Origin of the sequence: Pseudomonas sp. NBRC 111124, assembly GCF_001320245.1 — a bacterium.
Classification (GTDB): Bacteria; Pseudomonadota; Gammaproteobacteria; order Pseudomonadales; family Pseudomonadaceae; genus Aquipseudomonas.
This window is the reverse complement of sequence record NZ_BCBA01000048.1, coordinates 56768-70106: the sequence shown is the minus strand read 5'-3', so window position 1 is coordinate 70106 and position 13339 is coordinate 56768. Positions and strand designations below refer to the sequence as shown.

The window sequence follows — 13339 nt, the reverse complement described above, 5'->3', positions numbered from 1 at the left end:
GACGCCTAGTCTATCGCCGTATTCCAACGGGTTACAGCGATCAATCAGCTCATTGTTACCGCGTTTGAAAAACACTTTTGATAGGAAAGGCAAAATTATCCAGCGCCGGCACCAAGACCGGACCCCTGGCTGCCCTTTACCGTGATTGGTTGGAGCCCCGATGAACCTGTTCAACCTGCGCCGTTCGGCCCCTGCCGCGGTTGCCGAGCCCAAGCGTGCGCCGGTGATCGTGGCGGATGCGCCGCAGTTGTCCCGCGAGCGCCTGATGCCAAGCAACGAGCGTGCGGCGCAAGTGTTCGTGCGTGGTCAGGGCTCTTGGTTGTGGGACAACGAAGGGCATGCCTACCTGGATTTCACCCAAGGCGGCGCGGTCAACAGCCTCGGACACAGCCCGACGGCACTGGTCAAGGCGTTGGGCAACCAGGCCCAGGCGCTGATCAACCCGGGTGCGGGCTACCACAGCCGTGGCCTGCTGGCGCTGGTCAACCGCCTGTGCCAGAGCACTGGCAGCGACCAGGCCTACCTGCTCAACAGCGGCGCCGAGGCCTGTGAAGGGGCGATCAAGCTGGCGCGCAAGTGGGGCCAGCTGCACCGCAACGGCGCCTACCACATCATCACCGCCAGCCAGGCCTGCCATGGCCGCAGCCTGGGCGCGCTGTCGGCCTCCGACCCGCTGCCGTGCAACCGTTGCGAGCCGGGCTTGCCGGGGTTCAGCAAGGTGCCGTTCAACGACCTGGCCGCGCTGCATGCCGAGGTCGATTCGCGCACCGTGGCGATCATGCTCGAACCGATCCAGGGCGAGGCGGGGGTAATCCCGGCGACGCGCGAGTATCTCCAAGGGGTGGAAACGCTCTGCCGGGAGCTGGGCATCCTGCTGATTCTCGACGAGGTACAGACAGGCATTGGCCGCTGTGGGGCATTGCTGGCGGAGCAGACCTACGGCGTGCGTGCCGACATCATCACCCTCGGCAAAGGCCTGGGTGGTGGCGTGCCGCTGGCCGCCTTGCTGGCGCGCGGTACCGCCTGCTGTGCCGAACCCGGGGAACTGGAGGGCAGCCATCACGGCAATGCGCTGATGAGCGCCGCCGGCCTGGCCGTGCTGGAAACCGTGCTGGAGCCAGGCTTCTTCGAGCAGGTGCAGGACAGTGGCCGACATCTGCGCGATGGCCTGAGCCGCCTGGCTGGTCGATACGGTCTGGGGGAAGTGCGCGGCCAAGGCCTGCTTTGGGCACTGCAACTGCAGGAGAACCTGGCCAGGGAACTGGTTGAGGCCGCCTTGCACGAAGGCTTGCTGCTCAATGCGCCGCAACCCGATGTGGTGCGCTTCTCGCCGGCACTGACCGTGAGCAAGGGCAACATCGATGAAATGCTCCTGCGCCTGGCTCGGGCCTTTGCCCGCCTGCACGCGCAACAACAGGCCCGCCGCGAGATGCCGGCCTGATCACGAATTCAACGAACCGTCTGGCGTTTCTGCGCATCGCCCCGTGCCTGTTTCATTTGGCCCGGGGCGTTTTTTTTGCCTGTGGAACCTCTGCGAAGCGCAGCGGGTCTCTGTTGTAACCCCTTCAGGAGAGACACGCATGGACTTCATTCGCATCATCATCGCCATCATCTTGCCGCCGCTTGGCGTGTTTCTGCAGGTGGGGTTTGCCGGGGCGTTCTGGCTGAACATTCTGCTGACCCTGCTGGGCTACATCCCCGGGATCGTGCATGCGGTGTACATCATCGCCAAACGCTGAGGATGCCTGGGGCCGCAAAGCGGCCCCAGGCTGTCAGCTCTCCAGCACTCGGCAATAGAATTTCCACTCTTGTTCCAAAGCATGCGCCAGGTTCTCGGCCTTGCGGAACCCATGCCGTTCCCCTGCATAGAAATGCCCCTCGGCCTCGATGCCATTGGCCTGCAATGCCTTCAGCATCGAGCGCGTCTGCTCCGGCACTACCACCGCATCCAGTTCGCCCTGGAAGAAGATCACCGGCACCTTGATTTGTGCAGCATGCAGCAGCGGTGTGCGCTGGCGGTAGCGCTCGGCATCCTGTTGCGGGTCGCCGATCAGCCAGTCCAGGTAATCCCCCTCGAACTTGTGCGTGGCCCGGCCCAGGGCAACGGGGTCACTGACCCCGTACAGGCTGGCACCGGCGCGGAACACGTCGTGGAAAGCCAAGGCACACAGCGTGGTGTAGCCACCGGCACTGCCTCCGCGAATGAAGGCCTTGTCGGGGTCGACCAGCCCTAAACCGGCCAGATGCTCGACGGCGGCGCAGGCATCCTGCACATCGCTTTCGCCCCAGCGCAGGTGCAGTGCCTGGCGGTATGCCCGGCCAAAGCCGGTGCTGCCGCGGTAGTTCAGGTCAGCCACGGCGAAACCGCGTTGGGTCCAGTATTGGATGCGTGGGTCGAGCACGGGGTAGCAAGCAGAGGTCGGGCCGCCGTGGATAAATATCAGCACAGGTGAAGGGCCCTTGCTGCCGGTTGCCGGATAGAAAAAGCCATGGGCAAACGCGTCACCGCTGGCGTAATGGATCGATTGCGGCAGGCTGATCTGATGTGCAGGCAGCACTTCGGCGCCGCCGGCCAGCACGCTGACCTCATGGTTGGCGCGGGAAATGGCGATCACCGCTGGCGGGCTGATGGGCGAAGCTGCGACGGCGTAGAGGTGTTCGGCATCCATGGCCAGGTTGCGGAACCGTGTGTAGGCGCTGGCGAAGCGCTCCATGCGGCCATGTTCATTGTGCACGCCCAATTGCCCGATGCCGCCTTCAAACCAGGTGGCCAGATACCGCTGCTGACTTATCGGCAACCAGGTGCTGGTGCCCAGTTGCCAAGGTGCTGCGGCATGGTCGGCTGGCTCGGCAGGCAGCGCTTGCCAATGGCCGTTGATCTCGCCCCAGGGCTGCCAGAAGCCATTGCGGTCAGACAAACAGTACAAACGGCCTTCGGTGTCGAAGCGTGGCTGTTGCAGTGACTCGTCCGCGGCGGCGATACAGTGCGCGGCCCCCCAGTCGCCATTGGCGTCGCGTTCGCGGCACATCAGCCGTGTAAGGGTCCAGGGCTGTGCCGGGCGGTCCCATTCGACCCAGGCCAGGCGTTGGCCATCAGCGCTGACCGTTGGCGCGGCATAGAAGTCGGCGCCTTCGGCGAGCACGTCGCGCGTGGTTTCGTCCAAGGCCACCAGGCGATGCTCGACGCCTTCGGCATGGCGCTCTTCGACTGCCAGCACCTTGCCGTCGTGCCACTGCACGTCGCCATAGCGGCAGTCTGCTTCGGCGGTCAGGGCACGTGGTGCTGTGCCCGCGAGGCTCTGGGTATAGACCTGCTGATCCTTTTCGTTGACAAACAGCAGCCCGTCGCCGCCCAGGCAGAAGCTGCCGCCACCGTACTCGTAGACCCGGCTGCGCACGCTGAAGCCATCGGGGGTGAGGCAACGTGCTTGCTGGTCACGCCAATGCCAGATACGGCAGGCGCCATCGGCCGGGCGGAACTCGTTCCAAAACAGCCCCTCGGCACTGACTTTGAGTTCGGCGAAGTCGGTGCCGGCGGCGACAGCCTGGGCGGCGCTGAAGTCAGCCACGGACGATGACACGGGAGTTGCGCTCATTGCGGAAGGTCATCTCTTCGATGGCAAGTTGGGCGGTTTCCGCCTCCTCGCGGGCCTTGAGGATGATGCCGTGGTCGGCCGACTTGGCGCACACCGGGTCGGCCTTGCTGGCATCGCCGGTCAGCATGAAGGCCTGGCAACGGCAGCCGCCGAAGTCCTTTTCCTTCTCGTCGCACGAGCGGCAGGGCTCGGGCATCCAGTCGTAACCGCGGTAGCGGTTGAAGCCGAACGAGTCGTACCAGATGTGGTGCAGGTCATGGTCGCGCACGTTGGGGAACTGCACCGGCAGTTGCCGAGCACCGTGGCAAGGCAGGGCGGTGCCGTCCGGCGTGATGGTCAGGAACAGGCTGCCCCAGCCGTTCATGCAGGCCTTGGGGCGTTCCTCGTAGTAGTCCGGGGTGACGAAGATCAGCTTGCACGGGCTGCCCGCAGCCTTGAGCTTTTCCCGGTACTCATTGGTAATGCGTTCGGCACGTTCGAGCTGCGCACGGGTCGGCAGCAGGCCCAGGCGGTTGAGGTGCGCCCAGCCATAGAACTGGCAGGTGGCAAGCTCGACAAAGTCTGCCTCGAGGGCAATGCACAGCTCGATGATGCGGTCGATCTTGTCGATGTTGTGCCGATGGGTGACGAAATTGAGCACCATCGGATAGCCGTGGGCCTTCACCGCACGGGCCATCTCCAGCTTCTGGGCGAAGGCTTTCTTCGAGCCGGCCAGCAGGTTGTTGACCTGCTCGTCACTGGCCTGGAAGCTGATCTGGATATGGTCCAGCCCGGCGTCCTTGAAGGCGGCGATGCGCGCTTCGGTCAAGCCGATGCCGGAGGTGATCAGGTTGGTGTAGTAGCCCAGGCGGCGAGCCTCGCCGATCAGCTCGGCGAGGTCTTGGCGCACCAGCGGTTCGCCACCGGAAAAGCCGATCTGCGCAGCGCCCATCTCGCGGGCTTCGGCCATCACCTTGAACCACTGTGCTGTGCTCAGTTCCTGGCCCTGGGCGGCGAAGTCCAGCGGGTTGGAGCAGTACGGGCACTGCAACGGGCAGCGGTAGGTGAGTTCGGCCAGCAGCCACAGCGGCAGGCCAACCGGCACCTCAGGCGAGGGTGATCCAGTGTTCGGCACGGGCCACCTCCATGAATTGCTCGATGTCGTCGGCGACCTCGGGCGCACCAGGGAATTGTTGTTCGAGGTCGGCAATGATCGTCGCCACGTCACGCTTGCCATCGATCAGCCCGCCGATCAGGCCGGCGCTGTCGTTGAGCTTGATCATGCCTTCGGGGTAGAGCAGCACATGGCCTTTCTGTGCCGGCTCGTACTGGAAACGGTAGCCGGGGCGCCAGTTCGGCACCTGGTTGCGGTCGAAACTCATAGGGCAATCCCCTTGTGCCAGGCCCGTTGCTGGGTGACGGTGTGGTAAGGCGGGCGGTTCAGCTCGTAGGCCATGCTCATGGCATCGAGCATGCTCCAGAGGATATCCAGCTTGAACTGCAGGATTTCCAGCATACGCTCCTGGCCCGCGCGGGTGGTGTAGTGCTGCAGGGTGATCGTCAGGCCGTGCTCCACGTCACGCCGGGCCTGGCCCAGGCGGGTGCGGAAGTACTCGTAGCCGGCCGGGTCGATCCACGGGTAGTGCTGCGGCCAGCTGTCCAGGCGCGACTGGTGGATCTGCGGGGCGAACAGCTCGGTCAGCGAGCTGCTGGCCGCTTCCTGCCAGCTGGCGCGGCGGGCGAAGTTGACGTAGGCGTCGACGGCGAAGCGCACGCCGGGCAGTACCAGTTCCTGGGAACGCAGCTGGTCAGGGTCGAGGCCGACGGCCTGGCCCAGGCGCAGCCAGGCTTCAATACCGCCATCCTCGCCGGGTGCGCCGTCGTGGTCGAGCAGACGCTGGATCCACTCGCGGCGGATTTCGCGGTCCGGGCAGTTGGCCAGGATCGCGGCATCCTTCATCGGGATGTTGACCTGGTAGTAGAAGCGGTTGGCCACCCAGCCCTGGATCTGTTCGCGGCTGGCGCGGCCTTCGTACATCGCCACGTGGTAAGGGTGGTGAATGTGGTAGTAGGCGCCCTTGGCGCGCAGGGCCTGCTCGAACTCGGCAGGTGACATTGGCAATGCGTCGCTCACAGGGCCTCCTTACAACTCGATACTCATGCCGTCGAAGGCAACTTCGACGCCGCGGCGCTGGACTTCGGCGCGCTCGGGGGAGTCTTCGTCGAGGATCGGGTTGGTGTTGTTGATGTGGATAAGTACCTTGCGCTGGCGCGGGAAGCCGTCGAGCACTTCGAGCATGCCGCCGGGGCCGTTTTGCGCCAGGTGGCCCATCTCGCGGCCGGTACGGGTGCCGACACCGCGGCGCTGCATTTCATCATCCTCCCACAGCGTGCCGTCGACCAGCAGGCAGTCGGCGCCGTGCATCATCTGCAGCAACTTGGCATCGACCTGGCCGAGGCCGGGGGCGTAGAACAGCTTGCCGCCGGTGCGGGTGTCCTCGACCAGCAGGCCGAGATTGTCGCCGGGGTGTGGGTCGAAGCGGTGCGGCGAGTAGGGCGGTGCTGCGCTGCGCAGCGGGAAGGGGGTGAACTTGAGGTTGGGGCAGGCGTCGATGACGAAGCTGCCCTCGAGCTCGATGCGGTTCCACTGCAGGCCACCATTCCAGTGGCTGAGCATGTTGAACAGCGGGAAGCCGGTGGTCAGGTCCTGGTGGACCATGTCGGTGCACCATACCTGGTGCGGGCAGCCTTCGCGCAGGCTGAGCAGGCCGGTGGTGTGGTCGATCTGGCTGTCGAGCAGGACGATGGCGTTGATGCCGGTGTCGCGCAGGGCCCGCGCCGGCTGCATCGGCGCAAAGGCCTGGAGCTGGGCGCGGATGTCGGGCGAGGCATTGCACAGGATCCAGTGCTCTCCGTCGTCGGACAGGGCGATGGACGACTGGGTGCGCGCCGTCGCGCGCAGGCTGCCGTCGCGAAAACCCTTGCAGTTGACGCAGTTGCAGTTCCATTGCGGGAAACCACCGCCGGCGGCGGAACCGAGAATCTGGATGTACATGGCCACTCCTTCTGCGAAAAGCCGTATCCGAAAAACGACAACGCCCCGGCGGGCCGAGGCGTCATGCCGCAAAGCAGGGCTTAGCGGTTGGCGAAGTACATGGTCACTTCGAAGCCGATACGCAGGTCAGTGTATGCAGGTTTGGTCCACATGGGCGTTCTCCTTCTGGATGGGGTTGGGTTGCTTCAGCTATTGATTGGGTACCGCCTGGAGCAGGAGGTTCCGTTGGCTGAGATAGCGTTATCTTACAAGAAAATTCTGTACCGAAAGGTTAATTCTTTGATAAGCGCCCTTGCGGTAAACGTAACAATCCGTGCGGAATCAGTCCCAAGACGCATCGGGTGCGGCGCTGTTGGCCAGGCAAAGCCAGGTGCAATCGGTGCCGAGCAGGTCACGTAGCAAGCCGTCCAGATCCGCTTGCTCCGTCATCAGAATAGACCGCTGCAGCGCAAGCAGGTCGTCGGGTTGTGTGGCCAGGTGTGTCTGCCATGCCCATTCGGCGACCTCAGCGTTGGCCATGGCGGGTTCGTCGAACTGCTTGGCCAGGGCTTGTCGGGCGCCGATGTCGAGGGTGACCCCTTGGGCCAGAAGTGCGCGCAGGTGGTCGAGGATTTCTGCCTGGCTGGCATGAGGGGACTGCACGCCGAACAGCAGGCCACCGATGCCTTCGAGCTGACGGAAGGTACTGAATACCGCGTAGCCGAGTTGCAGTTCGACCCGCAGCCGTTGATACACCGGGCCTTGCAGCAGTTGCGCCAGCAGGCGGCCACAGGCTTGCTGCCCGGCAGGGAGTGGGCAGAACAGCAGCAGGGCATTTTCACTACCCGGCACCTTGGCATGTTGCCAGCGATGGCCAGCCCAGAGGGCGGGCGGCGTGTGCACCGCGCTTTGCCCTGGGCAGCCCTCCACGACTGCACCCAGCGCCTGCACGCCGATGCTATCGAAGCCTACGGCCAAACCTTGCCAGCGGCTGTGCTGCCAGGCGTCATCGAGCTGCGCCTGGTCGAGGGGGCATGACGGAGTTGTAGCGTGGCGAGAGCCGAGTACGGCGTCAGGCAGTTGATTGAGCAGCACCCTGATCGGTATCAGGGCGAGCGTTTCGGGTGGCGCTGGCTGCCAGTCAGAGGGCGCCTGCAAAAGCGCCAGGGCTTGGCCTGTGGCGCGTATCACGGCGGCTGGGTGGCCAGTGCAGCGCAACTGCCAGTATTCGCCCGAGGCACTGAACTGCAGTTGCACCGAGGCACGCTCGCACCGTGTTTGCAGAGGTTGCAAAGCGCGCTCAAGCAGACCCTGCAGACCCTGGCGCAACGCCGATGCCAGGTGCCAGCGCAAATAGAGTGCTGCGTACTGCCTGGCTGGCGGAAGCAGGTCGCTGATGTAGAGCGCAGGTGGTAGCTGTGTCGCTTGGGAGGGGGGCAGTTCTTCGAGCAGCAAAGGCTCGGCGGCAGGCAGTTGCCATTGCTCATAAGCGCGGCACGGCAGCTGTTCGAGCAGTGCTTCAAGCGCGGCTAGCGCTTGCGCATCCAAGGCTGCAAACGGCTGTCCAGCACTGTCGCGACGGGCCAGCTCCAGTGCGCTGGCGCTGCGTTGTCGACGCTGTTGCAAGAGGCCGAACGCGCTGTTGAGTTCAGCGAGGTCTGCCTGGCGGATGAAGTCGAACCAACCGTGCAACAGCTTCAGGACCTCATCGGTATCGGAATCCGGGGCAAGCTTCAGGTCGATGTGCCAGAGCAGTTGCTCGGCGAAGGCATACAACTTCTCGACCTTGAAGCCTTTGAGCCAGCCACGTCGCTCCAGTGCATGCAGCCAAGTGCCGGGGCGGTTGTCGCCGAGGCAGGCCATTAGCAGCTCCAGTGCCTGTTCCGCACCGTCAGGCAGGCCCTCGTGGGCGAACAGTAGCGGCTTGCTGGCGGCCAGAGCGGGTGGCAAGGCTTGCGGCACAAGGGCGCCCGTTTCGAAGATGCCTGCGTATTGCCTGCCGAGTTGTTCCAGCTCATCCAGTGGCTGCGGGCCGCAGAGACTCAGGCTGATCTGGCCGCCCTGGTAGAAGCGCTGATGAAAGCCCGTTAGCGCTTGCTGGAAGGCAATATTGCGCAAAACGAGGGAATAACGGTTGCCTGCATGAAAGCCGGTCAGCGGGTGATCACCAGCCACCGATTGCAGCAGCGCGAACTGCTCCTGCGCCTGCGGATTGCGTGACCAGGCGATGAACTCGGCGTGAATGACTTCCCGTTCGCGGTGCTGGCGTTCGATGCCCAGGTCCGGCTCAGCAAGCATCTGGCTCAGGCGCGCCAGGCCGCCAGCCAGGCCAGCGGGCGGCACTTCGAAGAAGAAGTCGGTGGTGCGCTCGCGGGTGCTGGCGTTGACTTGGCCGCCCAAGGCCTGGACGTAGCGCATCAAACCGTCTTGCAGCGGGAAGCGCGCGGTGCCGAGGAAGAACAGGTGTTCGAGAAAATGTGCCAGGCCCGGCCACTCACGAGGAGCGTCGTGGCTGCCCGCGTGCACTCGCAAGGCTGCAGCCGAGCGCTTCAGGCGCGGGGCATAGCGCAGGGTCAGCTGCAGGCCGTTGGCGAGGGTGAGGTGGCGGGTGGTGTCAGGCATGGGTACTCCCGGGCAGGTGTTCATGCTAACCCATTTGGCAGGTCCGGCCCCTTTCAGCCCTGACGCAGATGCAGCTCCTGGCGCAGATCGGTCAAGTAAGGAAACGCCTCACGCCCGCGCACCACCCGCTCATGCTCCAGCTCCGCCATTAACTGGCATTCATCACGCCCGGCCATGGCCAGCAGGCTGCCGTCGGGCCCGATGATGCTGCTCTGGCCGCAGTACTGGATTTCCTGCTCGGCCCCGCAATAGTTGGCATAGACCAGGTAGCACTGGTTCTCTTGCGCCCGCGAGCGCACGGTCACCTGGCAGACAAAATCGTAAGGCGTCATGTTCGCCGTCGGCACCACAATCAGCTCGGCACCCGCCAGTGCCAGGCGCCGGGCGTTCTCCGGGAACTCGATGTCGTAGCAGATCAGCATGCCGACCTTCCAGCCTTCCAGTTCCACTACCGGAAAGTGATCGGCGCCAGGGCTGAACATCGCCCGGTCCAGCTCGCCGAACAGGTGGGTCTTGCGGTAATTGCACAGGCTGCGGCCATGGGCATCGATCAACTGCACGCTGTTGTAGATCGCCCCGTCATCGGCACGCTCCGGGTAGCCATAGACGATGGCGATGCGGTGCGCCTGGGCGATCTCTACCACCTCCACGGCCGAGGGACCATCGTCGGCTTCGGCCAGCCGTTCGACCTGCGCCAAGCCGATGTTGTAACCGCTCAGGAACATCTCCGGGCACACCAGCAACTGCGCGCCACGCTCGGCCGCCAGTTGTGCCTGGTGGCGCAGCCGTTGCAGGTTGCCGGGCACGTTCAGCGGGTTGGGTGCGCCCTGGTACAGAGCGATGCGCATGTTGCCTCCTTGATTTCAGTCAGCCAGGGCGATCGGCCCGATCTCGTCGAACACGTCGCCCGGGCCAGGGTTGTCTGGGTGGGTGCGTCCACCGAAGTGGTTCATGATACCCCACACCGCATTGAGCGACGTCTGCACCGCGCCTTCGACCCACGCCGGGGTCCACGACACATCGTCGCCGGCGATGAACATGCCGCGGTGTTCGGCGGGCATGTCCTGCTGCATGAAGTGCGCATACATGCGCTGGTTGTAGCGGTAGTGGCCTGGCAGCGCACCCTTGAAAGCACCGAGGAAGTGCGGGTCGGCCTCCCAGGAAATGGTGATCGGGTCGCCGATGATGTGCCCGGCGATGTCGGTCTTGGGGTAGATCTTCTTCAATGCGTCCAAGGCAAGCTGCACGCGCTTTTCCACCGGATGCGGGAGCATCTTTAAGGCGTCGCTCATCCACGCGTAGGACAGGCAGATCACGCCCGGCTTGTCGTCGCCGTTGTCGAACAGGTAGGTCCCGCGGGTGAGTCGGTCGGTAAGGGTCATGCTCATCAGGTCACGGCCGGTCTGCGGGTCCTTGTCCTTCCAGAACGGCCGGTCGACCATGACGAATGTTTTCGACGATTGCATGTAGCGGGTGCGGTCCAGAGCCATCCACATCTTCTGCGAGAACAGCGACTCTTCGCAGTCGATCTGGGTGGTCAGCAGCCAGCTCTGGCAGGTGGCGAGTACCGCACCGTAGTGGCGAGTGTCGCCCCAGTTATCGGTGACCGCCAGGCGCCCATCGGCGGCGCGGGCGATGCGCTTGACCCCGGTGCGAGGCGCACCGCCATGCAGCGAACTGAGGCTGGTGCCTTCCGGCCAATGAGCGCAGCGCTCCGGCACATGGCGCCAGATGCCCTGCGGCACCTGTTCCACGCCACCGACGATCAGGTGCTGGTGGTCGTCGCAGTTGGTCATCACCACACGGAAGATTTCCAGCATCGAGTTTGGGAAGTCGGAGTCCCAGCCGCCGGTGCCGAAACCGACCTGGCCGAACACTTCGCGGTGTTGGAAGCTCAGCTGGGCGAACGAGCGCGAGGTGGCGACAAAATCGTAGAAGGTGCGGTCGTCCCACAGGGGCACCAGCTTGTTCCACAGCGCTTTCAGTCGCGGTACGTCACGGTCACGGATCGCCTGCTGGATATCGGCAAACTGTGCACCGCTTTCCAGTGCATCCGCCCAGGCGTCGGCCACTTCATGGAACAGCTTGGGCAGGTCACTGGACTTTTCGGCGTAGTACGTCTGGCCTTCAAGGTCGATCACCGTGCTGCCCGAGGCGGAGGTCAGCGGGTTGGGGAAGGGCTTGGTTTCCAGGCCCAACTTGTCGACGTAATGGTAGAAGGCGGTAGAGGACACCGGGAAACGCATGCCGCCAAGCTCGGCGATGATGCCGTCGGTACCATTGAAGGCCTGCGAACGTAGCCGTCCGCCGAGCTTCGAGGCTTCGTACACCACGGGCTTGAGGCCCAGCTTCATCAATTCGTAAGCCGCGACCAGGCCGGCGATGCCTGCGCCGACGATGGCGACTTCCTCACCCTGTCGCTCGGCCGGGATGCTGCCCAGGCCGGCTGGGTGTTCCAGCCAGTTGTCGAAGGAGAAGGGGAAGTCCGGGCCGAAGATGGTGATGGGCTGTTTGCCGTCGGCGGGGTGGCGGTTTTTCTTGTTCATGAAGTGACCTTGCCAGAGCGGCTGCGCGAGGGGCGGAGCCTGAGTATAGGAGATGCCTGGTGGTCATTTTATGAAGCGGGGCGATCGTAATTAAGGTGCAGACTGTTGACGTAATGTATTTTTTGTCGTCGAACTGACGTTAGCTACATCATTTTTGACGGTCAGCTAAGAGTGGCAAGGTGATCCACCGTTTCCGGGAATTTCTGTACCAGTCGGATCAAGGCGATTGCCTGGGCATTCGGCTTGGAGCGGCCTTGCTCCCAGTTCTCCAGGGTCCGGGCATTAGTCCGCAGATAGTTCGCGAAAAGTGCTCTGGACATGTTCAGCCGCTTGCGCAACTCAAGCAGCTCGTTAGGGGCCAGTGGAGCGAGTTCCTCGTAGGTGACCTTGTGCGAGCGCAGGGTCATTTTTCCTGCGCGCTCCTCGGCCAGGGCATCGAAGCCTTCGCTGAGTTCAGTGAAGAGGTTGCGGGGCATTGTGTGTCCTCATCAGATATTCGCGTTCGAGCATCGTTTTCAGCGCTTTACGCTGTAGATCTGTCAGATCGTCCTGCATGTCTTTCCCGTAAAGAGTAAACAGCCAGAACTGCATGCCGGACAGCCAGTAGTAGTAAATGACGCGGATGCCGCCCCGATTTCCCTTGTGTCGAAGAGGGTCAGAAAACCGGATCTTTCTAAGCCCTCCGGTTCCTCTGATGACATCGCCCGCATCTGGGCAATCTAACAATATCTGCTGTAGACAGCGAAACTGCTCATCGCTGAGAAGCTCAGACCTGTAACGTTCGAAAGGTGGCAACTCAACAAAAATAGCGTCCATGTTGTCTACGTGATCTGCGTATAGTTTGGATTGAATGGAGAGACCCGTCAATGGGCTTTCTTTCCAGCCTATACGCCTCGGCGCGCTGCGGGGGGCGGTATTGAATTTCAGCTTGTAACGCCTGTAGGAAATGTTGAATTGACTCTGCAGGACTCCGGCAGTCTGTCGTTTCAGACTGGCTGCCCGCGATCGACCTTGCTGCTGAGGATGATCGACGTGGTGGTTTTCTCTACCCCCTCGACACTGCCAATCTGGTCCAGCAACTGGTCGAGTTGCTCTGGCGAATCGCTGCGCAGCCAGGCCACATAATCGAACTCGCCACTCACCGCGCACAGCTGTTGCACCTGCCCCATGACACTCAATCGCCGCACCACTTCCTTGCCCGAGCGTGGCTGCACCTTGATCCCGACATAGGCCTGCAGCCCACCGCCAATCAGGCGCTGGCCAAGGCGCACACCGTAGCCGGTGATGACCTTGTTCTTCTCCAACCGCTCCAGACGCGAGTTGACCGTGGTGCGGGCGATGCCCAACTGGCGGGCGAGGGTGGCGACACTTTCACGGGCATTGATCTGCAGCAGGGAGAGCAGCTGGCGGTCGATTTCATCGAGGGTGATGGGGCGGGAGTCCGACATGGTGAGTCTCTATATTGGGTCCGTTAGCCTAGCCAGCCCTAGTCGAGCAGGGCAAGCCCCTAACGCTTTGCCGCCAGACGCGCACAAAAAAGCCGCGCAGTTGCGCGGCTTTTC

14 protein-coding genes are annotated in these 13339 nt (G+C 63.3%); 2 read left to right on the top strand and 12 right to left on the bottom strand.

Annotated elements, in window-relative coordinates:
* The first annotated feature begins 160 nt into the window (after window positions 1-160).
* Together APH28_RS19480 and APH28_RS28215 are read left to right on the top strand one after the other, a co-directional pair.
* Window positions 161-1441, top strand: coding sequence for an aspartate aminotransferase family protein (locus tag APH28_RS19480; protein WP_060512158.1), 1281 nt, complete (start codon window positions 161-163; stop codon window positions 1439-1441).
* A gap of 139 nt (window positions 1442-1580) precedes the next feature.
* Entirely contained in the window at window positions 1581-1739 is a 159-nt protein-coding gene (locus APH28_RS28215) for a YqaE/Pmp3 family membrane protein (protein WP_033696002.1), read from the top strand.
* Window positions 1740-1772: 33 nt separating this feature from the next.
* Here the strand turns inward: APH28_RS28215 and APH28_RS19475 are convergent, their stop codons facing one another.
* The 12 genes from APH28_RS19475 to APH28_RS19425 form a co-directional block, all read right to left on the bottom strand.
* Window positions 1773-3596: a S9 family peptidase gene (locus tag APH28_RS19475; protein ID WP_060512157.1), complete on the bottom strand. Its 1824-nt coding sequence runs from the start codon at window positions 3594-3596 to the stop codon at window positions 1773-1775.
* Entirely contained in the window at window positions 3562-4710 is a 1149-nt protein-coding gene (gene pqqE / locus APH28_RS19470; protein WP_060512156.1) for a pyrroloquinoline quinone biosynthesis protein PqqE, read from the bottom strand. Before pqqE ends, APH28_RS19475 begins: the two co-directional genes overlap by 35 nt.
* The gene (gene pqqD / locus APH28_RS19465; protein ID WP_060512155.1) at window positions 4682-4957 is read right to left on the bottom strand and encodes a pyrroloquinoline quinone biosynthesis peptide chaperone PqqD; all 276 of its coding nucleotides are present in this window, start codon (window positions 4955-4957) and stop codon (window positions 4682-4684) included. Before pqqD ends, pqqE begins: the two co-directional genes overlap by 29 nt.
* Entirely contained in the window at window positions 4954-5691 is a 738-nt protein-coding gene (gene pqqC / locus APH28_RS19460; protein WP_177334278.1) for a pyrroloquinoline-quinone synthase PqqC, read from the bottom strand. The genes pqqD and pqqC overlap by 4 nt, the downstream gene beginning before the upstream one ends.
* 27 nt (window positions 5692-5718) lie before the next feature.
* A complete protein-coding gene (gene pqqB / locus APH28_RS19455) occupies window positions 5719-6630 on the bottom strand; it encodes a pyrroloquinoline quinone biosynthesis protein PqqB (RefSeq protein ID WP_060512153.1) in 912 nt (303 codons plus the stop codon).
* 80 nt (window positions 6631-6710) lie between these two features.
* Window positions 6711-6782: a pyrroloquinoline quinone precursor peptide PqqA gene (pqqA, locus tag APH28_RS28210; RefSeq protein WP_003243383.1), complete on the bottom strand. Its 72-nt coding sequence runs from the start codon at window positions 6780-6782 to the stop codon at window positions 6711-6713.
* A gap of 169 nt (window positions 6783-6951) precedes the next feature.
* The gene (gene pqqF, locus APH28_RS19450) at window positions 6952-9231 is read right to left on the bottom strand and encodes a pyrroloquinoline quinone biosynthesis protein PqqF (RefSeq protein ID WP_060512152.1); all 2280 of its coding nucleotides are present in this window, start codon (window positions 9229-9231) and stop codon (window positions 6952-6954) included.
* Between the two features lie 53 nt (window positions 9232-9284).
* Window positions 9285-10079: a carbon-nitrogen hydrolase family protein gene (locus APH28_RS19445; RefSeq protein WP_060512151.1), complete on the bottom strand. Its 795-nt coding sequence runs from the start codon at window positions 10077-10079 to the stop codon at window positions 9285-9287.
* A 15-nt stretch (window positions 10080-10094) separates the two neighbouring features.
* Window positions 10095-11777 carry an NAD(P)/FAD-dependent oxidoreductase gene (locus APH28_RS19440; RefSeq protein ID WP_060512150.1) on the bottom strand — a complete coding sequence of 561 codons (1683 nt, stop codon included), beginning with the start codon at window positions 11775-11777 and terminating at the stop codon, window positions 10095-10097.
* Window positions 11778-11938: 161 nt separating this feature from the next.
* The gene (locus APH28_RS19435) at window positions 11939-12253 is read right to left on the bottom strand and encodes a DNA-binding transcriptional regulator (RefSeq protein WP_060512149.1); all 315 of its coding nucleotides are present in this window, start codon (window positions 12251-12253) and stop codon (window positions 11939-11941) included.
* Complete coding sequence (locus APH28_RS19430) at window positions 12231-12593, bottom strand: hypothetical protein (protein ID WP_060512203.1); 363 nt, start codon at window positions 12591-12593, stop codon at window positions 12231-12233. Before APH28_RS19430 ends, APH28_RS19435 begins: the two co-directional genes overlap by 23 nt.
* Window positions 12594-12763: 170 nt before the next feature.
* Window positions 12764-13225 carry an Lrp/AsnC family transcriptional regulator gene (locus tag APH28_RS19425; protein ID WP_060512148.1) on the bottom strand — a complete coding sequence of 154 codons (462 nt, stop codon included), beginning with the start codon at window positions 13223-13225 and terminating at the stop codon, window positions 12764-12766.
* Between the last annotated feature and the right edge of the window lie 114 nt (window positions 13226-13339).